Genomic DNA, 22,814 nt, shown 5'->3' with positions numbered 1-22,814 from the left:
AATTATCTTCATTTTAGATTTTATGTATATTAATGGATAACCACTAAATAAAAGGGAGCCTGTGTATGAGTTCATATTGGGAAAACAGATTCACAAATGAAGGAATGATCTGGGGAGAAAGCCCAAGTAACACCGTTTACCATGCTACAGAAATTTTCAAAAATAACGACGTTAAGCAAGTGCTGGTGCCCGGTTCTGGTTATGGGCGAAATACAAAAGCTTTGTCTTCCTCGTTCTCAGTAGAAGGGATTGATATTTCACAAAGTGCTATTGATTTAGCTGCACAATGGGACCCTAAAAGTACCTTTATCCAAGGTTCAGTATTAGATGAAGCACCTCTTCAAAACAAAAAATATGATGCGATCTTTTGCTTTGATGTATTGCATTTATTTCTAGAGCAAGATAGGGCTAAATTAATTCAAAACTGTTATAACCATCTAAGCTTTTCTGGAATAATGTATTTCACTTGCTTTTCTAATGAAGATCAGCACAATGGGGTTGGGAAAAGAATTGAAGAGGGTACATATGAATATGTAGCGGGGAAATATGCGCATTTTTTTACTGAAGAAGATTTATTGTCTCATTTCAGTAAATTTATAGTGATTGAGCTTGGCGCTACCACAGAAGTTTTGAGTTATAACGACCAACAATTTAAAGAGTATATTTTGAGATATATTGTAGTTCAAAAAACAGACAATGATCTATCATCAATCTAAAAAACGAGATTTTAATTCTTGAGTTGGCATAAAGCATACATCATCCTTACCAAACCAACGGTAACGGTTTTTTGCAATATAATTATATATAGGTTCTCGTATAAACCTTGGCACAATTATAAATCCATACAGTAATCGCCATGGAAAAGTTAACTGCTTAGCAATACGCAAGGCTGCCGTAGAACTTGTGTAAATACGTCCATTTTCGATAAGTATAACACTGCTAACATAGTTTTCACTCAGACCATTACTTTTTAGCAACTCCTTACCGATCTCTGATTGAAGGGAAGCAAAGTGAAAATCCCCCTGTGGGTCATGGGAAATAATAAATTGTATAGACCATTGACATAAATGACAAACCCCATCAAATAAAACAATTTTATTTTCCACTGTCTTCACCCTTCCCTATTATTTAAGCTCTATTTAAAAAAATACTTATTTAGAGGCTAACACACTCCCTGCTACTTAGCCCCTTACTTTATAGATTGTTAAGAACCGATTTCTGTGTTGAGCCTATTTAGATTGTTTAGATTGTCACTATCCCATAAAATAACCCAGCAACTTGTGTGCTGAAGTCTTTTTAATGCCTCATGTCTGCCATTTCCGTCATTAATAATAAGCTTCCCTTCAGTATGTTGAGCAATTAACGGTGGGTATTGCCATCCCTCTTGTAGCAGTCCAGATAGCTTTCCTACACGTAATTCCCACTCTTCTAAAGGATTATGGTACGTCATGCCTTCTTCAGGGCCACAGCATCTTTGGAGCATACCTAAAGGTAACTGGATTGGACCACGCCAATACCTTTTTTGTAGCTTTAATCCATCGGAAAAAGAAATATTATTACCTGACGTTTTCAAAAAAAGATGTACCCATTCCTCAATGCAACCTGCTTCAGAAAATGTTTTAGCTTCTTGTAATGTAAAATTCAAAGGTAACACACTTCCCACTTCCCTTCTAGTACGAATACAACTATGTTCGATTATAAATATGTCCTCTTTAGAATAGTTCTACAAATGGAGTGCATTACCTTTATTAGAAAATAGAAAAAGAGACATCCAAACTAAAGTTAGTTTGAAGGTCTCTTTATAGTCAATACGCTTAGCTAAGCGCTTTGTCAAACCATTGATTTTCTTCCAGCTGGTTGTGAATGACACTAGCAAAACTGTCCATACATTGGCAGATAAAATCTTTGCGGCAGACCGGACAAGGTTTCTTTTGCAAGCGGCTGATACTAGTAATTTTCCAATTCGGATAACGATCATAAAACATACGGCACTCTGTACCATCCACCATTTTTACAATAAATTCGTACAATCCGTCTTTTTCGTTGCTTCCGGCCATGGTTACATTCTCAACACTCGGTCTGTAAGACATCTCATCACCCATATCATCAAATTTCGTTCCTTTTAGTACTTAGACATATTAAATAATTTTTGTACTCATGTCAACTTGGATCAATTCACCATTTATTGTATATATTTAACATTAATCTTTAGGTTTAATCATATGAAAGAAATTTTCCAACTAATATAATATAATTGACAATAGTCTAATTAGACTATAGAATGTTTTTATTCTAATTGGACCACTTTGTTGATGTAAAGGAATGAGGATTAAATGATAAAATCTTTTTTAATGTTAGGTCAATCTAATATGGCAGGCCGTGGGTTCTTGCATGAAGTCGATCCTATTTATAATGAAAAAATAAAAATGCTCCGGAATGGACAGTGGCAGATGATGACTGAGCCGATTAATTATGATCGTCCAGTTTCTGGTATAAGCCTTGCGGCGTCTTTTGCCGATGCTTGGTCGAAAGCCAATCCTGATGAAGAAATTGGTTTGATTCCTTGTGCAGAAGGGGGCAGTTCATTGAATGACTGGCATCCCGAAGGTATCCTTTTTCAGCATGCTTTGTCCGAAGCCCGTTTTGCCATGCGGTCGAGTCAAATCTGCGGAATCTTATGGCATCAGGGTGAGAGCGACAGTTATCATTCGCTACATGAAACTTATTACGAGAAGTTAACCCTTATCATCGAGACCCTAAGAAACGAATTAAATCTTAATGAGGCGCCATTGATTATTGGCGGACTTGGTGATTTCCTTGGGAAAAGCGGTTTTGGACAACACGCAATAGAGTATCGACAGGTCAATGAACAATTGTTGCACTTCGCTTACGAACAGCAAAATTGTTATTTTGTAACGGCTATGGACTTGACACCGAATCCTGATGGCATTCATTTAGATGCAGCTTCTCAACGCAAATTTGGCTACCGCTATTTCGAGGCTTTCTCGAGAAAGTGTCATGTCCTTAATCCCATCCCAGGGGAGAAGCAGTCGCTTAAAGTGAGACTTGACTATTCAAAAACAGAACAAATATACCTTCATAGCATGGATTTGGCTTTGGGTAAAATCACGTACGCGGAATTCGAGGCGCAGATGGTGAAGGTGATGCAGCCTTGATCCCCTTACTCATCCTTGGCTTACTTATCCAAAACCCCGGTGCTCACGGCTATGAACTATTGGCCTTAATGGAAAAACGCCATTACAAATACATTGTAAACTTCACGAAAGGCTCGTTTTATTACAATCTGCAGCAACTTGAAGAAAAAGGTTGGATTGAACAAATTCAGCAGAATCCTTCATCAACCACTGGGCGTGAGATTCGGAATTTTAAAATTACCGGATCAGGTATGGCTGAATTCGAAAAATTAATGGTCAAATACGGCACCAAATCGGAATATGTGAACCTTCAATTTTACGGGGCACTGCTCTTTGCCAATGAATACGACAAAAACAAATTGCTGGAACTGATCCAATCGCAAATAGACCAGACTAAAGCTCGAATCGCCCTCCTTGATGAGTACCTGTCCAACACACAAAAACTTCCCGGCACAATTGATTACTACCGCCGGATGAACGAAAATTCCCGTTCTCATCACATCGTTAACTTAGAGTGGTTTGAACAATTGAAAGCAGAAATAGCGGGACCTATTGCATAAAGTCTCTTCTCTTGAAATAACAAAAAACACCTTCCTCGTTTGATATCATGGAAGTGACTAGCAACGATATAAACAAAGAAAGGTGTTTCAATCTAAGGTAAACCATGATTCCCTGTCTGACTATTCTCATTTTTCATCTGTTTTTCAAGCTTTGAAAATCGAGAATCTGCCAAGCAGGGGTCTCTATTTAATGCAATGTATGAACATGACCCCTACCTTTAAATAGCAAGAAAATCTATGAATTGGAAATGTCGTAACCCTCTGCTTCAAGACATACAATCGCCTTCTCAAAATTATGCTTTTTCACTAAAATATAATCAGTATTAAACGTTGATATTGCAAAAATACTTATTTCATTCTCTGCTAAAAGAATCAATCATTTTAATTTCCATAATAATCCCCCCAAAATCCCTAATTTTTATATAAATTTTTATGTTGTTGTGACAAGTAGCTGAAATAATATAAAAAAGTGCCCTCGCAGGCACTTAATTTAATTCCATACAATAAACGTTTACCGCAAACGATTCATTTCCAGGCATTACGCCTGATATTGTCTTTATAAACTTAAAGCCTAATGATTCATATAATCTAACAGCTGGTTCATTTCCAACTAAAACTTCCAATTCAATAGGACGATGTGCAATATGCTGCCTTATAAGGTCTAATTAAGATGTCCCCCATGTCTTTCCTCCCTAAACCTTATTAAATAATACAAGCATATTCTAACATAAAATAAAAGATATAAATCATGCTTATTTAGGCGTAATTTATTTAAATAGTTTAAAATAATTCAAAACAAATATTAACGTACATACGATACCTAGAATTAAAACTGCAATCGCTGAAAGCCGTTTATCTCTCCATATCCTAACTCCATTAGCAATATTAAAGATTCCCAATGCAAGCATATTAAGCATTAAATCCATATAAAAGAGGCCAGAAAGAACTGTAATAAGAGCAACAACCCATATGATACAAAACCAAAGTGGCATTTCTTTGAACAAACTTTTTAACATGATACACCCCTTATACTAAATGAAATGATCCTCACTTATATTAGCCAAGGAGGTAATTTACCTATGTTTTCGAATTTGTTCCAATATATCACAGTATAAATAGATTATGAACTAATAATTAAAGTCAGTTTGTCCCCACAACAAAAAAGCCCTTGATACACAAGGACTTTGCTCTTATGCGGTCGAGAGGACTCGAACCTCCACGGGTATACACCCACTACCCCCTCAAGATAGCGTGTCTGCCATTCCACCACGACCGCAGCTTATAAACTTAACTAACAATCACATTATATATGTGTGTTCAGCAAAAGTAAAGATAAGCATTCAGTAGCTTGTATAGCGTGACATCGACCCAAAATATCATTAATTAATCTAGGGGGATAGCTTGTTAACTGGGACTGCTGTTTATTGTTTGCCTTCTCTTTTGATTATAAATAAAACCACTAGTTGCACCAAGCACAGCCCCTAAAATTAAGCCAATACTGCCCAACCCAATTTTGTTCATTAGAATTGCTACCACAGCACCAACACCTGCGGACAGTAAATAGGCTATCGTTTTTTCTCCCATAAATAATAAAGCTAAAAATAAAGCTGGCAAAGTAAAGCTTAATATGTTGGTTAACTCAGTTGGCACAAAGCTTCCGATCAATACGCCCGCCATCGTCCCTAAAATCCATGAGCCATAACATGACATGGCAAAGAAAATATAATATGAAAACTGAAGCTTCCCTTCTTGTCTGACCTTACTTGCAATTAAAGCAAAAACCTCATCCGTCAAGCCCAACGCCGCAATAAGCTTCCCCTTCACACTCCATTCCTTCATATAAGGACCTAATGTCGTACCATATAATACATGACGTAAATTAACTAATAAAATCGTCACGATCATCGTAATTGGAGCTACAAGCGCGCTCGCCATACTCACCAGCATAAATTGACCCCCACCCGAGTAAATCCATATGCTACTGAAAATGGTCAAAATAGATGACAATCCACTTGCAACAGCAAGCACACCAAAGGTCATCGCCAGTGGAAAGTAAGCAACAATGACAGGAATCGCGTCTTTCAAACCTGCTAAGCCTGATAAACCTTCTACAACTTTTGAGCTTTTCAAATCACTCACCATCCTAACCAATTAAACAAATACTGCACACAACTATAGCTAATGATTCCTGCAAGGATCGTCAGCCATAAATTACGAAAATACCATGCCACAACAATTGTGGGAATAGCTCCCCATAAAATTGCATTATGCATAATTGGTATAAATTCATTTCCATTCATAAATAAAAGTGGTCCTAATAAAGCGCCAAGCACCGCAGGAGTGACATAATATAACCATTCCTTTGTTTTGGCTGACCACTGCATCTGACTTCCTAGCAAAATAGAACCTGCTCGCATCAGATAGGTTCCGATTCCAATGACAATTACGATCCAAAAATTAGACACCGTTAAACTCATCCATTCCTCTATGTTTTACGTTCCAATTATACCTATGTATATAATATGAATTATAACATAATGTGACTTGGGAAGTTAGTTTATATATGTAACTAGAAAGTGTTACATTTAAGAGCATAAATTAAGCACCCTATGCGGGTGCCAGACCAAATTGTTAAGACTTCAACAAAATTCCTTTTACAAACAATGAGACACTATGCTTGTAAAACTCCTCCTCGGTGACGAGTTGGGATTGATATTGTTGGTGAATCAGCTCGCTCATCTGAAATCCGTAGCACATCGAGAGAAAAGACATAGCAACAAGACGCTCATCCTGTATGGCTATAACTTTTTTCTCCTGCAAGCGTTTAAAGTATTCAGCCAGTAAGGAGTGCAACTTTACCGGCGGATCAGCTAACACTCTATCCAATTCCGGAAGCATTCCTTTGTCACGGATACCAATCAAAATAATGTCTGCATGTTTATGAAAAAACAAACGGTACTGATGGCTTACATTCAGCAGATCGACTTCCGGATTATCGGTCGCGTCCTCTTTTAACAGCTTCTCAAATTGCGGGATATCTGAATGTCTCTCTACAATGGCTTCCAATATGCCTTGCTTGCTTCCAAATTGCCGAAAAATCGTAGATTCATTCACTTTAGCTTCCGTTGCAATGGCTTTGGTGCTCACTCCCCGATAGCCCTTCTCTTTGATCAGCCTTGTTGCGGCTTCAATGATTCTGTCTGAAGTCTGCATTGTATTTCTCCTTTTGAATATGTTAATCCTATTCTACTACAAGTTTTATCGAATGTAATCTGGACTCGTCAGAGGGCAATAGCCATTGTTCGGTCTCGATTGCGTATATAGCACATAAGCATTGCGTGCAAGTACACGCTTGCATTTCTGTTTTTATTCTCTATAATAAAGACATAGTCAGTATGACTTACTCAAAATAACAGACATGCAAAGGAGTATTTTTATGAAGTATGGACGTATTATTCAAAAACCTCGCGTTAAATTTTTTGAAGTCGCAGATGATGTCTTTGCCGGTATTTCCCCATATCGCGGGATCAGTTGGGCCAATGCTGGGTTCATTAACAAGGGAGATGGGCTTGTGTATGACACATTCTTTGATTTGTTCCATGCAAGGGAAATGCGGGAAGCTTTTAAGGAAATAAGCAACGGCGGCTCTCCAGCATATGTCGTGAACTCGCACTATAACAGCGATCATGCTTGGGGGAACAAAGTGTTTGAAGATGCTTGCATTATTATGCACAAGGAAGCGGACAGAGAGCGTCAGACCGAAAATATCGCCTGGATGGACAGCGTTATTAGAAGAGGGAAGGATTCTACAGAATCAACTTCCGGCGAGCGTTTTTTTGCTGCTGAATTTGAAGGTTTTGACCTGGAAGGAGTAGAATGGGTGCTCCCCAATATTGAGATAAAGGACGATATTAATATCCGTCTTGGTGATACAGAAGTAATGATTTACAACGTAGCCCCAGCTCATTCTGACAGTGACTTACTGCTGTGGATGCCCAAAGAAAAAGTGCTGTTTGCAGGCGATGTCGTGTTTAATGGTTGTACAGCATATAGCGAAGAGGGAACCCTCAATTGGATTAAAGTGCTTGATCGCATTATTGATGAAATTAAACCTGAAATCGTTGTTCCAGGACATGGTGCCATCTGCGGCCTAGACTTCGTGAAGGAGCAAAGAGACTACCTCCTGAACCTAATCAGCGAGTTCAATAAGCATTACAATGATGGAATTGATTCCTTGTCCCTAACCAAGCAAATTGATATTTCTCATTTCCTTCATTGGATTCAGCCAGAACGCTTGTATGTTACAGTAGACATCCTGTTAAAAAGTAAACGAGGATTGCCACCCCTTCCAATTTGGAACGAGGTGCCTGCTAAGTTAGAAGACATGAAAGCTTTTTTGACCGGAAAATATGGTAATCAAATCAAGCCATGGGACCCTATGAGTGTTTGGAAAGAATAGCTATCTTATAAAACAATAAGCATTCGGGCAATACTTTCACATCTTAATTTAACTTCTTCTTTTAACACCATCCAAGTCTATCGGCAAAAATAGAAAACACAAAAAAAGCAAAGAACCTAAATAATTAAGTTCTTTGCTTTAATATCGTATTCTTATGCGGTCGAGAGGACTCGAACCTCCACGGGTATACACCCACTACCCCCTCAAGATAGCGTGTCTGCCATTCCACCACGACCGCGTATATAAGATGACCCGTAGGGGAATCGAACCCCTGTTACCTCCGTGAAAGGGAGGTGTCTTAACCGCTTGACCAACGGGCCACAACTTTGTCGACTTTTTGAGCCGACAACAAAATTGATTATATCAAAATAATATAATAGTAGCAATACCTTTTTTTATTTTATTCAATAACACGTCATACGCGCCTCTTATAATCTTAAATTGCCTTTATAATCATTAGAATCCTACAATCCCTATAAAAGCTTCGCCATATAATATTCATCCACATATTTTCGATCTACGAGCATGGCTTTTTCTCTAATCCCCTCTTGCTTAAAACCAAATTTCTCATAAAGGGAAATCGCAGCTTTGTTGTGCGTCATCACAGTCAATTCGAGTCTAGTAATTTTACTGCTTTTTGCCCATTTCAATAAATACTCCATTAAACCAGCACCAACCCCTTGCCTTTGATGCTTGTCCAACACTCCGATCACGACATAAGCGGTATGGCTTATACGATTTGCGTTTCCACGTTCTGCACTAATATATCCGGCTAACCCCTTACGAGTGCGAGCTGCTAATAACAATGATCCCGTATTATGAAAATGCTCAATCATTTCTTTCACGATAGACATTTGTTTGGGTCTTTCCCCATACTCATACAGCATAAAGCTATTTTCTTTGTCCAGCTGTAATTGGAGATTGAGCAGGGCGGGAGCATCTTGCACTTCGATTCCAGTAATTAGCATGGGTATACCCCTCTTCATAGATGACTTCTTATTACATGTATACCACATCTTCACATAAATAAAAACTGCTACATTATCCACAGATAACATAACAGTTTATAATAACGATGTATTCAACGGAGAGAGAGGGATTCGAACCCTCGCACCGCTCACGCAGTCTAACCCCTTAGCAGAGGGTCCCCTTATAGCCACTTGGGTATCTCTCCAAAAGAAATGGCTCCCCGAACAGGACTCGAACCTGTGACAACTCGATTAACAGTCGAGTGCTCTACCAACTGAGCTATCAGGGAACAATAAAAAATATTATCAAGTTGAATATTAATTTATCACGATTGTGCACTAAAGTCAAGATAGATCTGCACCTAAAATTTAACTAATTTTCACTAGTCTACAATTAAGCTTGAATTACACTTATCCATCATAAATTTTGCCGCGAAATAAGCAAAACAAAAAGAACCATCATCCTTGTAAAAGTGATTTTGGTTCTTATGTTTATTTTTATTTAATTGCTGTTGCTTTGTTTTTGTTACCTTACTTCTTAGATCTACAAATGCAAACGGGCTACGGCTTAGCTCAGGATTTCGATATCCTTCTCGCTCTCGTTTTTGCCGTTGCTTTTTGGCTTTTGACACCGCCATAGGAACAACTCCTTTAATATTATATTCTTATTTAAATCATAGTTGATTTCGTATTCAATTAGCTTGTGAATTAAATCAGACTACAGCTTTATTATATCAAATTTCCTCATAGTATGTGCAAGCCTTCCCCCCCAATTATTAGCAACCTCCAACAATTGGGGGAAATAAGGTCAAAACAACTTTATCTTAACGGAACAAACGCAAACACCAGCTTCGTCTCCATACATAAATCAAGCGATATTAGCTTAAAATCTAGCGTATAAAAGATTTGCTTTTTACCAAAATGATCCATGTGCTCAAGCTCATTTATAACGGGTTTGAGGGTATCCTTTGCATAAGTCACTTGAATACTTAAATCATCCCTCCTCAGCACCACATTACCATCAACCAATTGCGGCTTAACTGCACAAATAAATCGTTCTGTGACTTGCTCTGGCATAGCAGTAAAGCAGTATTTATCTGTTAGCTCTAAGTATGGTTTTTCTGTTTTAAGCGTTTTATGCCACTTGAAGCAGCGTCGCAAGCTTTGCAAATGAACATCGTCATAAGCACAAGCGAGCTCTAATTCTAATTCATTTGTTCTCTCTCCTAGCTGCAGATGCGTAACGGTTGCGCGGTGCTTGGCTCCTGCTGATTGATAACGACCATTTATAATCGGAACCGAATGCCCAAAGCTTCCATTACAAGGAATTTGATAACGCTGCTCGCCAAAGTAATCTGCCGTATACAAGCCGCTTCCTAAATCCGCTAGCCATGTCTGCCCTTCTCCATAAAGGATAAAATGCCCAACATCATTATGGTTATGGGGTTCGTTATTATGCCCTCCTTTTGCCGCAAATACATAGCTTTCTTGGGAGTTTACGTGTCTTGAAATGAGCCACTGCGCATCTGGAAGCCAATAGTCTTTTGCAGACCATTTACTCTCCTTAACCTGATTGTGAGCCCGAAACTGCGACTGAGCATTCGTATCGACATCCAACTCAAACCAGACTAAATTACGGATAGCAGGTCCCCATCTCCCACAATGATCATCTGTAAAAGGCTTCATTAGCTCTAAAGGCGCTAATTCTACTCCTTCCACATTGGAATATAAATAATGTCCTAGACCCATAAATACCCCACTAGTTGCTAATGCATCAGAGAAATTCACAACATTTCTCCCGTCTAAAAACGCCTTTTGCTGAAAAGAAGCAATTTGCTTCACCTTATCACATTTTAATAAATCGATTTCTCCTAATGTCCGTTGCTTTAACAAGTCAGCAAAATACACATAATAACCAAAGCCATATTCCCAGTATCCATAACCCTCCATGCAAACCCCATCATCATGATACCCTGACAAAAAGCATTCTAATGCCGGTAATACTCTTTCCAATACTGCCGTAAGCTTAGCTGGTTCATTTTCTAGCATGTATAAAGCTGCAATCCCAACTGATCCCCCACATACACTAGACCAATTATGCGTAGCCTGCTCCCAACCAAAATAACGACTCCCATCTATAAAGCTATTTAGCACACGAGTGAACACCTCGCCTTGTATCCGCTTACAAATTAATCTAGGCAACCAGCTTTCATGTAGACGTAAAATCTCCGTTAACGCAAACGCTGTCTCAGCCGCAAACAAATCAATCGTTGGCATTGGTTTCTCAGGTTGGTTCGTTAGATGTGCAGGTAAACACCATGTATACTCATTGCAAATGGAAAAAATAATATCACATAATCTAGCTTTATAATCCTCTTGTTCTGGAAATAACCAAGCTGCAATCGCTAATGTCGTCAGTCTTTTTCTACGTTCAAAATAAATCTTATCATAACCTTGCCTGTCACCCGTCTCAGCAAATAAAGTAAATAAGGAATACGTAAGCTCTGGAATGGACTGATTTGTGCAAAAGTATTCTGCTTGTGCCTGTATGTCCTTTATCATTGGCTTAAGAGCCGCAGACGCTAACACACGTTGTCTAGATTGCTCTGGATCTCCCCCTGGAAACAACGATTCTTGAGTACTCAAGGTACTCTCTTGCTCTAGGATCTGCCTCAATTGCCTACTTTCCATTAGAATCCGCCTCCATCGTATCTACACCTTTATTCTCTTATTACTCAAATGTGCTCTCATCTCTCATCTCTCATCTCTCATCTCTCATCTATATTCTATGTGTAGCTAAAGCCCCTCTATATAAGCTAATTCCCCTCTACATTTGCCACAGCGATAGCGGTTAATATCGACACGTCGTTTGCGCAAATAAGTCATCCCACATGACTTACATCTTAATTGATATCGAAAAGGTAGCGATTGCTTACGTTTTACAAGTGGCAAAGCTTTGCAATACCGACTTCCTTGTACACGCTCTAACAGTGACTTAAATTCTGCATCTCTGTGCTGATATCCTCTTCCGGCTAGATGCAAATGATAGTGACACAATTCATGCTTAATAATTTTTTCAACCTCTTCAAGGCCAAAGTTAGTAAGCTGATGGGGATTAATTTCAATATGATGACTTTTTAAAAAATACCGCCCACCTGTAGATCTTAAACGGGAATTGAATGTAGCTTGATGTTTAAATGGTAGACCAAAAAAGCTTAAAGATATTTCTTCTACCCACTGCTGTAGCTGCTCATTATTCAAATCTCATCACCACCATGACCTTTCATTATTCCTTTTCATCATTCTCTTCATCCTTCCTTTTAATCTTATCCTTCATCGTTCTTCCACATCTATTATCATCATCTTCTTGTGATCATCTTCCTATAAATGTTTTGCAATCATATCTATCTTCTCTGCTTAATTTTCTTTCATTGTCTGTGCTATTCTATTGCATTGTAACTTGCTCGTAGGCTACACTGTCAAGTAAAGTACTCTAGCCCAATTGCTAAAGGAGAAAAACAATGTCTAAAATGAGATATGTTGTATTACAAAAAAAAGCAGACGTCCTATTCGTTGAAATCCCTACAGAATATGCTTATCAATTAAGTGCACTTCATCTACGTTTGGGGAAAGAAATCAGTAAATTAACAGCGGACAACATCCCTGTCTTGCCGCAGGCAATTGCAGAATGTAATGACCTTGAGATTTTAAATAAAGAGTTAAGTGCCATAAGCTCACTCCACTATATTAACGAATTAGAGTCTGCCTTTTCCGCGATAAAAGAAGAAAACTACCCATTGATCTCTTTATTAACGGAAATTAGAGCTTTACAAGCACAATTAGAGCAATACTATGAGGAAGAAGCTATTTCCTAACGGTTGAAATATGTTTAAAAAGGACTTGCACGCTTCCCCTTCTGCGCCCATAAGTTAAATTAATTACTTTCTAGAGGGGGAACCGTACAGTGCCATCTTGGTTCAGTAAACAAATCATGAACGCTTTTCAGAAAAGAGACCTTAAAAAAGTAAGACTTCTGAATGATTGTTGGTTTTTTTATTGTAATGGCAATCGTCGTCCTTAAACCAAAAAACCAAGCCTACATGAGAACCATCACTAGTTCTGGCTAGTTGTGCTAGCCTGCTAGTCTTGTCCCATACGCTTGGTCTTTTGTGTAGCTTTTTAATCTAAATTACTCTCTAGCTGTTCATCTCTGGCTTACGCATCGTTAGACCCACTCTACCCTTTTTCAGGTCAACATTTAATACCCACACCGTCACGTTATCTCCGACAGAGACCACATCCATTGGATGTTTTACAAAACGATCACTAAGCTGAGAAATATGGACTAAACCATCATTTTTAATGCCGATATCTACAAATGCCCCAAAGTCAATAACGTTACGTACCGTTCCTTGAAGCTCCATTCCAGGTACTAAGTCTTCAATTTTCAATACATCTGTTCTAAAAATCGGCAATGGCAGTTCCTCACGGGGATCACGTCCAGGACGCTGCAAACTGTCTACAATATCGCGCAACGTAGGAACACCTACATTTAATTCAGTTGCAAGGGGCTCTAACTCTACGGTCGCAAGTGAACTTACTAGCTCCTTTGAGCCAATACTTGATAATTCGAACTGTAGCTGGTCAAACAAAGCATGAACAGATGAATACGACTCAGGGTGAATTGGTGTACGATCTAGTGGGTTTTCACCCTCTGGAATACGTAAAAATCCGATACATTGCTCATACGTTTTCGCTCCTAATCTTGGAACCTTTGCAAGCTGCTTGCGATTTAGAAATTTTCCATTTTCCTCACGATATTTCACTATATTTTTGGCAATCGTTGCATTTACACCTGATACATAGGATAGCAACGAAGGAGAAGCCGTGTTCACATCCACGCCTACATGGTTTACGGCTGATTCTACGACCGTCTTCAAGCTTTCATCCAAATGCTTTTGCGATACATCATGCTGATATTGACCAACACCAATCGCTTTAGGTTCAATTTTCACAAGCTCTGCAAGAGGATCCTGTAAACGACGGGCGATGGAGACAGCACTACGCTCCGCTACATCTAAATCCGGAAACTCCTCCTGTGCTAGCTTGGAAGCAGAATATACACTTGCTCCAGCCTCATTGACAATCAGATACGCTAAGTCTTTATCTCGTCTGTTGTTAATGATTTCAGCAATAAATTGCTCAGTTTCACGGGAAGCTGTACCATTCCCAATCACAATCAACTGCACATCATATTTTTCGATTAAAGCATTTATTTTTGTAGTCGCCTCTTCAATTTTATTGTTAGGTGGGGTTGGGTATGTAACAGCAACCTCTAATAGTTTCCCAGTATCATCTACCACTGCTAGCTTACAGCCTGTCCGATAAGCAGGGTCAACACCAAGTACATTTTTTCCTTTTACAGGAGGCTGTAGCAACAAGCTTCTAAGATTTTCTGCAAAAATGGTAATGGCGCCTTGCTCCGCTTTTTCCGTTAATTCCCCACGAACCTCACGTTCGATGGAAGGCGCAATCAACCTTTTGTATGCATCCTCTACGACAAGACGTAAAACCTCTGTTGTACTAGACTGACCTTTGATATACATATTTGCAATATACTGATGAATACGATCTGTCTCTACTTGAAGTGATACTTTTAAAATATTTTCACGCTCTCCGCGGTTCATTGCAAGAATACGGTGTGATGGCATCTTTTTTGCTGCCTCTTGGTAGTTGTAGTACATTTCATATACAGACTCCTCTTCAGGTGTCTTTGCTTCAGAAACCATTAGCCCATGATCCATCGTAAATTGGCGTACCCAAGCACGAACTTTCGCATCGTCAGCTATTTGCTCTGCTACAATATCCATTGCACCCGCAAGTGCTTCTTCTGCTGTTTCTACTTTAAGCTCTACATTAATATACTTAGCAGACTCTTCATGGACATCACCTTGCTTTGGCTGTGACATTAGCCACTGTGCAAGTGGCTCTAGCCCTTTTTCTTTCGCTACACTTGCTCTTGTTTTCCGTTTTTGACGATATGGACGATATAAATCTTCTACTACCTGTAGCTTTACAGCCGCTTCGATCGCTTGCTGAAGCTCAGGAGTTAGCTTTTCCTGTTCAGCGATAATGCGAAGCACTTCACGTTTTCGCTCTTCTAAATTTCTTAAATATTGTACTCGTTCCTCAATACTACGGAGTTGATTTTCATCCAACTCTCCCGTCATTTCTTTACGGTAACGAGCAATAAAAGGAATCGTGTTGCCTTCATCCAATAAATTAACCGTTGTTCTCACTTGTTTAGGAGAAATACCTAATTCCTTAGAAGCTGTAATAATGATTTTTTCCTTATTTTCTTGATTTTCTTGATTTTGATCTATAGTATCCTGCGACAAAGATATCCCTCTTTCCTAATTCTCGATCTATAATCCCTTATGCTGTTCACTCTTATGACTTGAATGACCTGAATGACTTGAATAACTTTAATGACTTTGATAATTTAGCTTCAATCACTTCTTCAATATTCCTATTATCACAAACTTTGCTCAGTAATTCCAGTCATGCAAAAAAACCATTGAAACCTATACCAAAATAGGTCGCAATGGTTTTTTTGCAGCTATATTAAAAATCAATCAAACCAAGACTGATCAGCAGCGAGTCATTCACTTTTTTCATCGTCTCATCATCCAAGTGTGTAATCTTATCAATTAGTCTCTGTTTGTCAATGGTGCGAATCTGTTCCAACAAAATGACCGAATCTCGGTCAAAACCATGTGTTGCTGCATCAATCTCAACATGCGTAGGAAGCTTTGCCTTCTGAATCTGAGCTGTAATAGCAGCAACAATTACCGTTGGGCTAAATCGATTCCCAATGTCATTCTGGATGACAAGCACTGGTCTTACCCCACCCTGCTCAGAACCAACAACAGGTGATAGGTCTGCAAAAAATACATCGCCGCGTTTTACAATCAATATTTACACCCCGCTCACTAAGCGGTCCAGAGTGATGTCTGCATCTTCCTCCGCATGGAATGCCTCAGATGCCATCGTTAAGTTAATCTTTGCCATCTCCATGTAACCGCGTTGCATAGAATCACGAATGAAACGCTTTTTGCGCTCATTTAAATAGAGCTTCATGGCTTGCCTGATTAACTCACTACGGTTAGAGTTTTCCTTTTCTACAATTCCATCCACTTCTTGCAAAAGTTGATCTGGCAAACTAATCATAATCCTTTTAGTGTTATGCATATTAGCCATCCTTACTCCCACCCCCAAAACCTTGTCGAACCCTGCCCCTTGTCTCCAGTATATCATGAATCAACCCAATTTATACTAAGAGAAGTATATGTCGTCAGTATATCAAGTATGCTACATAATATTATAAGCAAAGTAAACACACTCGTATATATCCGAAGATTTCCATATGTGTTTAACAGTTCGATAGTAGTCCCTCGAATTCCTTCCAGCAGGGAAAAATTTTGTTGATTTTTGTCTGGTATTGTAATTTTTTTGTATAATTACAACAAAGGATTTACTAAAAGGTCGGGTACGCCAGTACGTTTGTATAGTCTGGGTACACGATGAGCAAGCATACAGGTCAACTCATAATGAATGGTTCCAAGTGCGGATGCCAGTTCATCTGCGGTAATCTCGCCGCCAGATTGCTGGCCAATGAGTACAACCTCTTCGCCAACTTTGATTTCTTTGGCTTCCTCAGCCAAGTTTTTCAGTGATATCATACATTGGTCCATACAAATCGTCCCAACGACAGGAACTAGATGGCCTCTAACTAAAGCTTGAGCTTTGCCACCAAGCATACGTGAGTACCCATCGGCATATCCTATCGGCAATGTTGCGATATATTCATCTTGTTCTGTTACATATTTTGCTCCGTAACTTACTACAGATCCTGCTGGTAATTTCCGTACACGTGAAATTTCTGTCTTTAAAGATAATATAGGTATTAATTTTACCTTATCCTTACACACTTCATTTGACGGATATAAACCATACATCGCGATGCCAACTCGAACCATCTGACAAGAAAATTCCGATAGGTCAATTGCAATGGCGCTGTTGCCAGTATGTATTATTGGAATTGAGATCCCATGTTTCTTCAGCGCATGTACTACTCCCTGGAACCGTTGGTATTGCTCCATTGTATACTCTTTGTTTTCTTCATCTGCCGTCGCAAAGTGAGTAAATAGACCTTCCACCTCAAGCTGCGGAATACTGCTAGCTGTCTTAAGAAAATCAACAGCTTCTTCTTCACTTAATAAACCAAGTCTGCCCATTCCTGAATCAATTTTAATATGAATTTTTAACTTGCGTGCAAATTGTGTGTGATCAAGTGCAGCAATCGCCTCTAATACATCATAGGTAAACACATTTAATGTAATATCATGCTCCCAAGCGGGTTTAACACCATGGGGAGGCGTATAGCCTAATACGAGAATTGGCAAAGTTATACCAGCATGACGCAATTCCAGAGCTTCCTCTAAAAATGCCACACTTAAATAATCTGCACCTAAAGACTCCATCTCTTTAGCTATATGTACAGCACCATGTCCATATGCATTTGCCTTTACACAAGCCAAAAACTTCATGCCAGCAGGCAAATTTCTTCGTAACGCATTGTAGTTTGCCCCAAGCGCATCTAAATTGATTTCCGCATGTGTTGATCTATACTTCACTTGCACTTCTTAGGTCACCTTCTTTAAATCATTGAGAGTCTTTTCTATTATGATACAACTATCGTAATGTTATGAGAGCAGGCTGTCAAATTAAAGAATTAAGAAAAATATGACCTGAATAAGTAAAAAAAAGACGGACTGTATTTCCAATCCGCCGCTTTTGCTTATTTACCTGACTGATCCTGCATTGAAGCAGCAATATTTACCATTTCATGTGTAGGTAAATCTTCACTAATAATTGCGAACTCTAACCCATCTGCTGTCCATGTTAATGTACGAAGCTGATCTCCACTCAAAAAGCCTACCGTGAAACCTAAGTCAATAGCTGTGCCTTGCGCTAAAGATGCAGTACGGTCTGGTGAACGTGACTCAGTAATCGTATACTGGTATGTACCACCATATTTAAGTAAAGCGGTACTACGATCAGTGCCATCTACAACTTTATCATCCACATACTCTACACCTTCAGGCATATAGGTTGGAATAAGCACCCCAAACGATTCAGATAATGCAGGCGCAGCAGGTTCACTTTCTATATCTCCACTTGCTGGTGTATCCCCTTGCTTCTTCTCAACGAGCATTCCATTCTCATCTACTTCAAGCAAAGTACCCTTTGATTGCTCTTTACCTGCATCCAAATTGCGTTGCATATCAAATGCATCTTTGCCAAAATCATCATTAAAGGTAAACGAGTCAAACTTCACTTCCACTACAACCTTTGCACTCGAATCGCTAACTTGAACTTGCTTTGGTGCATAATTATCTTTAGAGAGCCAAATTTTTTGACGAACTAATGCGCTTGTATTATAATTTGCTGCAACCTCAAACACATAGCTGTCTTTGTCGTTTACAAATTGACGACTGTTATCACTCAAAATGCTACGTGCTAACGTTTGATATAAGTAAACTTGTCCTTGATTTTCTGGCCAATCACTTTGGAAACGGAAACTTTTGTTGAGACTTGGCGTTAATACATATACCCCTTGATCATTACGCAATACAATTTGAGTTACATCTTTTTTAGCGTTTGTTAATGAAATACGATAGTAACTTGGGTTTTGATACCATACTTCTACCTTATACTCTTGCGGATTATCGCTAGTATATAGCGTCATTGTCCCTGTGCCCTTGTAGCTAGTAAGCTTAGTTACAGCCTTGTCTAGCTCTTTTACTACGCCCGCAGCATCTTTTTTACCACAACCAGCTAGTACAACGCTAAAAGCTAATAAAATACATAATGTCCATGTTAAACTTCGGCGCATTTATTCTCCATCCCCTCTACATTTAATTTCCTAAACTGTTACATGTTTATGAGGGAACAAGTCCAAATATGCAGACAGGCATGACAAGCTAATAAAATAAATGAACTTTTAAGATTTAAAGGAAATAATATCAATAGATAAACTATGTTATATATCAAAAATGCTCATAAGAAATAGGCGTCACCATAGTGGTAAACGCCTTTTTATGATAAATTGTAGTTACGTTAACGTCTTCATTTATACTATTAAATCTGCTCCATTAGTTTCAATCACTTTTTTGTACCAATGGAAGCTATCCTTGCGATATCGAGCCAGTGAGCCTCGACCATAATCATCTTGATCCACATAAATAAAGCCGTATCGTTTACGCATTTCAGAGGTAGAAGCAGAGATAAGATCAATACAACCCCAGCTTGTGTAACCCATTAGCTTCACGCCATCTGCAATCGCTTCACGCATCTGCTCAATATGCTTAGCTAAATATTGAATGCGATAGTGATCGTGAATTGCTCCATCCTCTTCCAAAACATCTGCCGCACCAAGGCCATTCTCAACCACAAATAATGGAATTTGATAACGGTCATACATTTCTCTAAGTGCTACGCGTAAACCAACTGGATCAATCTGCCAACCCCATTCAGAAGCCTCTAAATTGGGATTTTTTAAGCCTGTGGATAGATTCCCTTCTGCTTTGCTTGTATGTGCTGGGTCAGTGCTTGTTGTCATCGACATATAGTAGCTAAAGGATAAGAAGTCTACAACATTTTCCCTCAGAATTATCTCATCCTCTGGCTCTATAAAGAGGTTAACCTGCTGTTCTCGCCATTGACGCTGAATAAAGCTAGGATAATATCCTCTCACTTGAACATCTGTGCAAAATTGTGCCATCTGATTTTCAGTTTGGGCTTGTAATACATCCTCAGGTCTACACGAATAGGGGTAGACAAGTCTTCTTGCTAGCATACAGCCCACTTTTGCTACTGGATCTATCTCTCTAGCTGCTTTAATCGCTAGGCTACTCGCTACAAACTGATGGTGTAACGCTTGGAAAGCAATTTGCTTCAGATTGTCTCTACCTTCAGTGATGATACCTGCTCCTAGAAAAGGTGCTTTTAAGGTGCAATTAATTTCGTTAAAGGTTAACCAATACTTTACTTTCCCTTTATATCGGTTAAATAGTACTTCAGCATATCTTACGAACATCGACACAAGCTCACGTGATTCCCATCCGTTATATTTCTGCACAAGATGAACTGGCATCTCATAATGCGAAATGGTCACTAGTGGCTCAATATTGTACCTTAATAACTCTTCAATGAGAGCGTCATAAAAACGCAACCCCTCTTCGTTAGGAGTGAGCTCATCCCCGTTAGGAAATATTCTTGGCCATGAAATGGAGAATCTGAATACCTTAAAGCCCATCTCCGCAAACAAAGCAATGTCCTCCTTGTAACGATGATAAAAATCGATCCCTCTACGTTTAGGATAATTACCTTCTTCATCTTGAAGCGCTTGCGTAAGCTCCCCTTGTGTCACGGACAGCAACTCCTCCAAGCTGCCACGCCGATCTGGTGGGCAATACTTAACGATATCTGCCGTTGACAAGCCTTTGCCACCAACATTATACGCACCTTCGACCTGATTAGCCGCAACTGCGCCACCCCACAAAAATCCGTCAGGAAAGCCACCATTTATACTGATACTATTACTGATATTGCTAGTGTTATTGCTAGTCATATTGCTTCAAGCCTCCCCTTGCTGTTATTCACATTAAGCTTTGGCTGCTTCCGCCATCTCTGCAGCACGCTCCTGCTCGTATGCTTCTGCATCTGCTTTTTTGAAAAATGGATAGTACATCAAGAAGCTTATGACGATTAGAACTACTTGGAATAAAGCAACACGCCAGCCTCCAGTCATCCAACCATTAAACAAAATCGGAATCCCAAGTGGCACCTGAACGCCATTTAATACAGGTAAAATCCCCATACTTGTAAACAAAATTGCTAATCCGCTCGTAATAATTGGAGTCACGATAAAAGGAATCATAAGACGAATATTTAATACTAGCGGCATCCCAAAAATCACAGGCTCATTTACGCCAATTAAGCTTGGTACAATCGCCAATTTCCCTAACGTTTTATATCTAGCAGATCTAGCAGATAACATAGCGATAATAAGACCTAATGTCGCACCTGCTCCCCCAACTAACACATACACTGGAAAAAATGGAGATCCGATAATATTTGTGCCTTCCAGACCTTTTTGATACGCTTCCAAGTTTTCTAGACCAAGCGCTACCCAAATTGGACCCACAACAGAATACACAACTAACGTACCATGCACTCCAAAGAACCATAGCAAGTGAATGATGAACACACAAATTAGCATTGCCCACCAAGTACCACCAAGACTTGTTAAAGGAACCTGAATGATCGAGAATACAAATTCATGCATGTTGCCATAAGAGGTTGCACTAAAGATAGCTGCTAAAATCAACATAATAATAGCGGTAATAAAGCCTGGTGTTAATGCTGCAAATGATTTCTCAACGGTTGGCGGAACACCTTTAGGCATTTTAATATAAAACTTTTTCTCAAGTACAAGTGTATAGATTGTCCCAACAATTAGAGCTACGATAATGGCAACAAATAGCCCCTTTGCACCTAACCATGAGTAACCAATTGCTTTAGTAGCTCCGTCCTCAAGCAAGCCTTTAGGCGTCACAAGTAAAAAGCTCATTAACGCAATAATACCCGCAGAAAAACCTTGCTGTTTGTGTTGTGTTGCAAAGTTATAAGCGATAGAAAATACTGCATAAAGTGCAATTAGATCGGTTGTCACCGTCGCTGGGATTGAAGTATAATCCTTTAAGCCCGTGTTGATTAAGAAGTTTTGATAGGGCTCTAATTTTAAAGCATTAATTAAGGAGAAAATTGCACCCAAAATCAAGATCGGCATCAATGCCATAAGTCCATTGGAGATTGCACTGATATAAGTATTTTTTTGAATTTTTGTACTTACTTTCTGTATTTTACTTCTCCACTCCGCCCCACTCGCCATGAATTAAACCCCCTTCTCAAGCAGTTCTAATGCTGTATTCAACACTTTTTCACCATTCATCATGCCATAATCCATCATGTCGATCGTCGTTACTGGAATGCTTGGATAAGCCGCTGCCAGTTCCCCTTCTGCATGTCCCATTTGTGGCCCTAACATAATAATGTCAAATGGCTTTTGGCTTTCTATATCACTTTCTGCTGCAGCATCAATCACGACTTCAATCCCTTTACTTCTAGCCGCCTCTTTCATTCTTTCTACTAACATACTTGTTGAAAATCCACCTGCACACGCTAATAAAATCTTTTTCATCTTAGTTCACCAAACCTTTCAATTGTTCTTCTAATTGCTTACGTGCTTTTGCTTCTTCTACTAATTCCACCACGAGTTCACGCACAGTTAACGCATTCATCAGATGGTCTTGTGCATGGATCATTAATATCGAAATTTCCGTCTTTTCTCCACGGCCTTCTGCCTGAATTAATTGAGTTTGTACTTTATGTGCTGCCGTTAAATTATCTTTGGCTTGCTTCAAAAAGTCTGCAGCCTGCTCAAATTCCCCTTCACGAGCAATACGAGCCGCCTTGAGACTTTTACTTCTTGCTTCACCACTATTGGCAATAATTTGCATTATAATTTGTTCGTAATTCATACTTT

The 22,814-nt window shown here is 39.1% G+C and carries 27 protein-coding genes and 5 tRNA genes; 6 read left to right on the top strand and 26 right to left on the bottom strand.

Annotation, left to right across the window (positions count from 1 at the left end; translation table 11 throughout):
* Window positions 1-65 precede the first annotated feature (65 nt).
* A complete protein-coding gene (locus tag ABE099_RS16695) occupies window positions 66-716 on the top strand; it encodes a class I SAM-dependent methyltransferase (protein ID WP_430032212.1) in 651 nt (216 codons plus the stop codon).
* Here the strand turns inward: ABE099_RS16695 and ABE099_RS16690 are convergent.
* From ABE099_RS16690 to ABE099_RS16680, 3 genes are all read right to left on the bottom strand, one after another.
* Window positions 708-1,106, bottom strand: coding sequence for a thiol-disulfide oxidoreductase DCC family protein (locus ABE099_RS16690; RefSeq protein ID WP_430032211.1), 399 nt, complete (start codon window positions 1,104-1,106; stop codon window positions 708-710). The two genes, ABE099_RS16695 and ABE099_RS16690, sit on opposite strands and share 9 nt — an antisense overlap.
* 98 nt (window positions 1,107-1,204) lie before the next feature.
* Window positions 1,205-1,645 carry a hypothetical protein gene (locus ABE099_RS16685; RefSeq protein ID WP_430032210.1) on the bottom strand — a complete coding sequence of 147 codons (441 nt, stop codon included), beginning with the start codon at window positions 1,643-1,645 and terminating at the stop codon, window positions 1,205-1,207.
* 169 nt (window positions 1,646-1,814) lie between these two features.
* Window positions 1,815-2,090 (bottom strand): hypothetical protein, encoded by a 276-nt coding sequence (locus ABE099_RS16680; RefSeq protein WP_210087525.1) that lies wholly within the window; start codon window positions 2,088-2,090, stop codon window positions 1,815-1,817.
* 243 nt (window positions 2,091-2,333) lie between these two features.
* On the opposite strand from ABE099_RS16680, the gene ABE099_RS16675 reads away from it, so the two are divergent.
* Together ABE099_RS16675 and ABE099_RS16670 are read left to right on the top strand one after the other, a co-directional pair.
* Window positions 2,334-3,176, top strand: coding sequence for a sialate O-acetylesterase (locus ABE099_RS16675; RefSeq protein WP_430032209.1), 843 nt, complete (start codon window positions 2,334-2,336; stop codon window positions 3,174-3,176).
* The gene (locus tag ABE099_RS16670) at window positions 3,173-3,715 is read left to right on the top strand and encodes a PadR family transcriptional regulator (RefSeq protein ID WP_430032208.1); all 543 of its coding nucleotides are present in this window, start codon (window positions 3,173-3,175) and stop codon (window positions 3,713-3,715) included. Before ABE099_RS16675 ends, ABE099_RS16670 begins: the two co-directional genes overlap by 4 nt.
* Before the next feature lie 235 nt (window positions 3,716-3,950).
* Here the strand turns inward: ABE099_RS16670 and ABE099_RS16665 are convergent, their stop codons facing one another.
* From ABE099_RS16665 to ABE099_RS16640, 6 genes are all read right to left on the bottom strand, one after another.
* On the bottom strand, window positions 3,951-4,091 hold the full coding sequence (locus ABE099_RS16665; protein WP_430032207.1) for an ACT domain-containing protein: 141 nt from the start codon (window positions 4,089-4,091) through the stop codon (window positions 3,951-3,953).
* Window positions 4,092-4,482: 391 nt separating this feature from the next.
* A complete protein-coding gene (locus ABE099_RS16660; RefSeq protein WP_430032206.1) occupies window positions 4,483-4,731 on the bottom strand; it encodes a hypothetical protein in 249 nt (82 codons plus the stop codon).
* A 177-nt stretch (window positions 4,732-4,908) separates the two neighbouring features.
* Window positions 4,909-4,991, bottom strand: a tRNA-Leu gene (locus ABE099_RS16655).
* 128 nt (window positions 4,992-5,119) lie between these two features.
* Window positions 5,120-5,845, bottom strand: a complete 726-nt coding sequence (locus ABE099_RS16650) for an AzlC family ABC transporter permease (protein WP_430032205.1) — start codon at window positions 5,843-5,845, stop codon at window positions 5,120-5,122.
* Window positions 5,846-5,850: 5 nt separating this feature from the next.
* Entirely contained in the window at window positions 5,851-6,180 is a 330-nt protein-coding gene (locus ABE099_RS16645) for an AzlD domain-containing protein (RefSeq protein WP_430032204.1), read from the bottom strand.
* Window positions 6,181-6,346: 166 nt separating this feature from the next.
* The gene (locus ABE099_RS16640; protein WP_430032203.1) at window positions 6,347-6,928 is read right to left on the bottom strand and encodes a TetR/AcrR family transcriptional regulator; all 582 of its coding nucleotides are present in this window, start codon (window positions 6,926-6,928) and stop codon (window positions 6,347-6,349) included.
* Window positions 6,929-7,151: 223 nt separating this feature from the next.
* Here ABE099_RS16640 and ABE099_RS16635 point away from each other — a divergent pair, with 223 nt between their 5' ends.
* Window positions 7,152-8,174 (top strand): MBL fold metallo-hydrolase, encoded by a 1,023-nt coding sequence (locus ABE099_RS16635; RefSeq protein ID WP_430032202.1) that lies wholly within the window; start codon window positions 7,152-7,154, stop codon window positions 8,172-8,174.
* A 155-nt stretch (window positions 8,175-8,329) separates the two neighbouring features.
* Here the strand turns inward: ABE099_RS16635 and ABE099_RS16630 are convergent.
* From ABE099_RS16630 to ABE099_RS16595, 8 genes are all read right to left on the bottom strand, one after another.
* Window positions 8,330-8,412: transfer RNA gene (locus ABE099_RS16630), tRNA-Leu, on the bottom strand.
* Window positions 8,413-8,422: 10 nt separating this feature from the next.
* Window positions 8,423-8,494 (bottom strand) — tRNA-Glu (locus ABE099_RS16625).
* A 153-nt stretch (window positions 8,495-8,647) separates the two neighbouring features.
* On the bottom strand, window positions 8,648-9,142 hold the full coding sequence (locus ABE099_RS16620) for an N-acetyltransferase family protein (RefSeq protein WP_430032201.1): 495 nt from the start codon (window positions 9,140-9,142) through the stop codon (window positions 8,648-8,650).
* 117 nt (window positions 9,143-9,259) lie between these two features.
* A tRNA-Ser gene (locus ABE099_RS16615) sits at window positions 9,260-9,348 on the bottom strand.
* A gap of 8 nt (window positions 9,349-9,356) precedes the next feature.
* Window positions 9,357-9,432: transfer RNA gene (locus ABE099_RS16610), tRNA-Asn, on the bottom strand.
* A 93-nt stretch (window positions 9,433-9,525) separates the two neighbouring features.
* Window positions 9,526-9,780, bottom strand: coding sequence for a hypothetical protein (locus ABE099_RS16605; RefSeq protein ID WP_430032200.1), 255 nt, complete (start codon window positions 9,778-9,780; stop codon window positions 9,526-9,528).
* Between the two features lie 181 nt (window positions 9,781-9,961).
* A complete protein-coding gene (locus ABE099_RS16600) occupies window positions 9,962-11,833 on the bottom strand; it encodes a hypothetical protein (protein ID WP_430032199.1) in 1,872 nt (623 codons plus the stop codon).
* Between the two features lie 105 nt (window positions 11,834-11,938).
* Window positions 11,939-12,403: a SprT family protein gene (locus ABE099_RS16595; RefSeq protein WP_430032198.1), complete on the bottom strand. Its 465-nt coding sequence runs from the start codon at window positions 12,401-12,403 to the stop codon at window positions 11,939-11,941.
* Between the two features lie 260 nt (window positions 12,404-12,663).
* Between ABE099_RS16595 and ABE099_RS16590 the strand changes: the two genes are divergently transcribed.
* Complete coding sequence (locus ABE099_RS16590; protein WP_430032197.1) at window positions 12,664-13,017, top strand: hydrolase/acyltransferase; 354 nt, start codon at window positions 12,664-12,666, stop codon at window positions 13,015-13,017.
* 89 nt (window positions 13,018-13,106) lie between these two features.
* Complete coding sequence (cmpA, locus tag ABE099_RS16585) at window positions 13,107-13,223, top strand: cortex morphogenetic protein CmpA (protein ID WP_210087189.1); 117 nt, start codon at window positions 13,107-13,109, stop codon at window positions 13,221-13,223.
* Window positions 13,224-13,338: 115 nt separating this feature from the next.
* On the opposite strand, the gene ABE099_RS16580 is transcribed toward cmpA, so the two are convergent.
* The 9 genes from ABE099_RS16580 to ABE099_RS16540 all read right to left on the bottom strand — a co-directional run bounded on the left by ABE099_RS16580 (window position 13,339) and on the right by ABE099_RS16540 (window position 22,809).
* Window positions 13,339-15,525 carry a Tex family protein gene (locus tag ABE099_RS16580; RefSeq protein ID WP_430032219.1) on the bottom strand — a complete coding sequence of 729 codons (2,187 nt, stop codon included), beginning with the start codon at window positions 15,523-15,525 and terminating at the stop codon, window positions 13,339-13,341.
* Between the two features lie 241 nt (window positions 15,526-15,766).
* Entirely contained in the window at window positions 15,767-16,117 is a 351-nt protein-coding gene (locus ABE099_RS16575) for a type II toxin-antitoxin system PemK/MazF family toxin (protein ID WP_210087190.1), read from the bottom strand.
* 3 nt (window positions 16,118-16,120) lie between these two features.
* On the bottom strand, window positions 16,121-16,402 hold the full coding sequence (locus ABE099_RS16570) for a CopG family ribbon-helix-helix protein (protein ID WP_210087191.1): 282 nt from the start codon (window positions 16,400-16,402) through the stop codon (window positions 16,121-16,123).
* A gap of 260 nt (window positions 16,403-16,662) precedes the next feature.
* Window positions 16,663-17,844, bottom strand: coding sequence for an alanine racemase (alr, locus tag ABE099_RS16565; RefSeq protein ID WP_430032196.1), 1,182 nt, complete (start codon window positions 17,842-17,844; stop codon window positions 16,663-16,665).
* Between the two features lie 158 nt (window positions 17,845-18,002).
* On the bottom strand, window positions 18,003-19,100 hold the full coding sequence (locus ABE099_RS16560) for a LolA family protein (RefSeq protein ID WP_430032195.1): 1,098 nt from the start codon (window positions 19,098-19,100) through the stop codon (window positions 18,003-18,005).
* Window positions 19,101-19,337: 237 nt separating this feature from the next.
* Entirely contained in the window at window positions 19,338-20,837 is a 1,500-nt protein-coding gene (locus ABE099_RS16555; protein WP_430032194.1) for a 6-phospho-beta-glucosidase, read from the bottom strand.
* Between the two features lie 33 nt (window positions 20,838-20,870).
* Window positions 20,871-22,160, bottom strand: a complete 1,290-nt coding sequence (locus ABE099_RS16550; RefSeq protein ID WP_430032193.1) for a PTS sugar transporter subunit IIC — start codon at window positions 22,158-22,160, stop codon at window positions 20,871-20,873.
* A gap of 3 nt (window positions 22,161-22,163) precedes the next feature.
* Window positions 22,164-22,469 carry a PTS sugar transporter subunit IIB gene (locus ABE099_RS16545; RefSeq protein ID WP_430032192.1) on the bottom strand — a complete coding sequence of 102 codons (306 nt, stop codon included), beginning with the start codon at window positions 22,467-22,469 and terminating at the stop codon, window positions 22,164-22,166.
* Between the two features lies 1 nt (window position 22,470).
* Complete coding sequence (locus ABE099_RS16540; protein ID WP_430032191.1) at window positions 22,471-22,809, bottom strand: PTS lactose/cellobiose transporter subunit IIA; 339 nt, start codon at window positions 22,807-22,809, stop codon at window positions 22,471-22,473.
* Between the last annotated feature and the right edge of the window lie 5 nt (window positions 22,810-22,814).

The sequence above is a fragment of the Paenibacillus turicensis genome (genome assembly GCF_050461185.1).
In the GTDB taxonomy this organism is placed as follows: Bacteria; Bacillota; Bacilli; order Paenibacillales; family Paenibacillaceae; genus Fontibacillus; species Fontibacillus turicensis_A.
The sequence above is the reverse complement of the archived record's forward strand: the minus strand, read 5'-3'. Positions and strand labels throughout refer to the sequence as shown.

What these genes read in the sequence shown, in the direction of transcription:
- ABE099_RS16605 (WP_430032200.1), bottom strand. Translation starts at nt 9,780, where the DNA reads ATGGCGGTGTCAAAAGCCAAAAAGCAACGGCAAAAACGAGAGCGAGAA.
- ABE099_RS16675 (WP_430032209.1), top strand. Translation starts at nt 2,334, where the DNA reads ATGATAAAATCTTTTTTAATGTTAGGTCAATCTAATATGGCAGGCCGT.
- ABE099_RS16640 (WP_430032203.1), bottom strand. Translation starts at nt 6,928, where the DNA reads ATGCAGACTTCAGACAGAATCATTGAAGCCGCAACAAGGCTGATCAAA.
- ABE099_RS16620 (WP_430032201.1), bottom strand. Translation starts at nt 9,142, where the DNA reads ATGCTAATTACTGGAATCGAAGTGCAAGATGCTCCCGCCCTGCTCAAT.
- ABE099_RS16560 (WP_430032195.1), bottom strand. Translation starts at nt 19,100, where the DNA reads ATGCGCCGAAGTTTAACATGGACATTATGTATTTTATTAGCTTTTAGC.
- ABE099_RS16540 (WP_430032191.1), bottom strand. Translation starts at nt 22,809, where the DNA reads ATGAATTACGAACAAATTATAATGCAAATTATTGCCAATAGTGGTGAA.
- ABE099_RS16635 (WP_430032202.1), top strand. Translation starts at nt 7,152, where the DNA reads ATGAAGTATGGACGTATTATTCAAAAACCTCGCGTTAAATTTTTTGAA.
- ABE099_RS16660 (WP_430032206.1), bottom strand. Translation starts at nt 4,731, where the DNA reads ATGTTAAAAAGTTTGTTCAAAGAAATGCCACTTTGGTTTTGTATCATA.
- ABE099_RS16590 (WP_430032197.1), top strand. Translation starts at nt 12,664, where the DNA reads ATGTCTAAAATGAGATATGTTGTATTACAAAAAAAAGCAGACGTCCTA.
- ABE099_RS16570 (WP_210087191.1), bottom strand. Translation starts at nt 16,402, where the DNA reads ATGGCTAATATGCATAACACTAAAAGGATTATGATTAGTTTGCCAGAT.
- ABE099_RS16545 (WP_430032192.1), bottom strand. Translation starts at nt 22,469, where the DNA reads ATGAAAAAGATTTTATTAGCGTGTGCAGGTGGATTTTCAACAAGTATG.
- ABE099_RS16555 (WP_430032194.1), bottom strand. Translation starts at nt 20,837, where the DNA reads ATGACTAGCAATAACACTAGCAATATCAGTAATAGTATCAGTATAAAT.
- ABE099_RS16550 (WP_430032193.1), bottom strand. Translation starts at nt 22,160, where the DNA reads ATGGCGAGTGGGGCGGAGTGGAGAAGTAAAATACAGAAAGTAAGTACA.
- ABE099_RS16600 (WP_430032199.1), bottom strand. Translation starts at nt 11,833, where the DNA reads ATGGAAAGTAGGCAATTGAGGCAGATCCTAGAGCAAGAGAGTACCTTG.
- ABE099_RS16695 (WP_430032212.1), top strand. Translation starts at nt 66, where the DNA reads ATGAGTTCATATTGGGAAAACAGATTCACAAATGAAGGAATGATCTGG.
- ABE099_RS16680 (WP_210087525.1), bottom strand. Translation starts at nt 2,090, where the DNA reads ATGTCTTACAGACCGAGTGTTGAGAATGTAACCATGGCCGGAAGCAAC.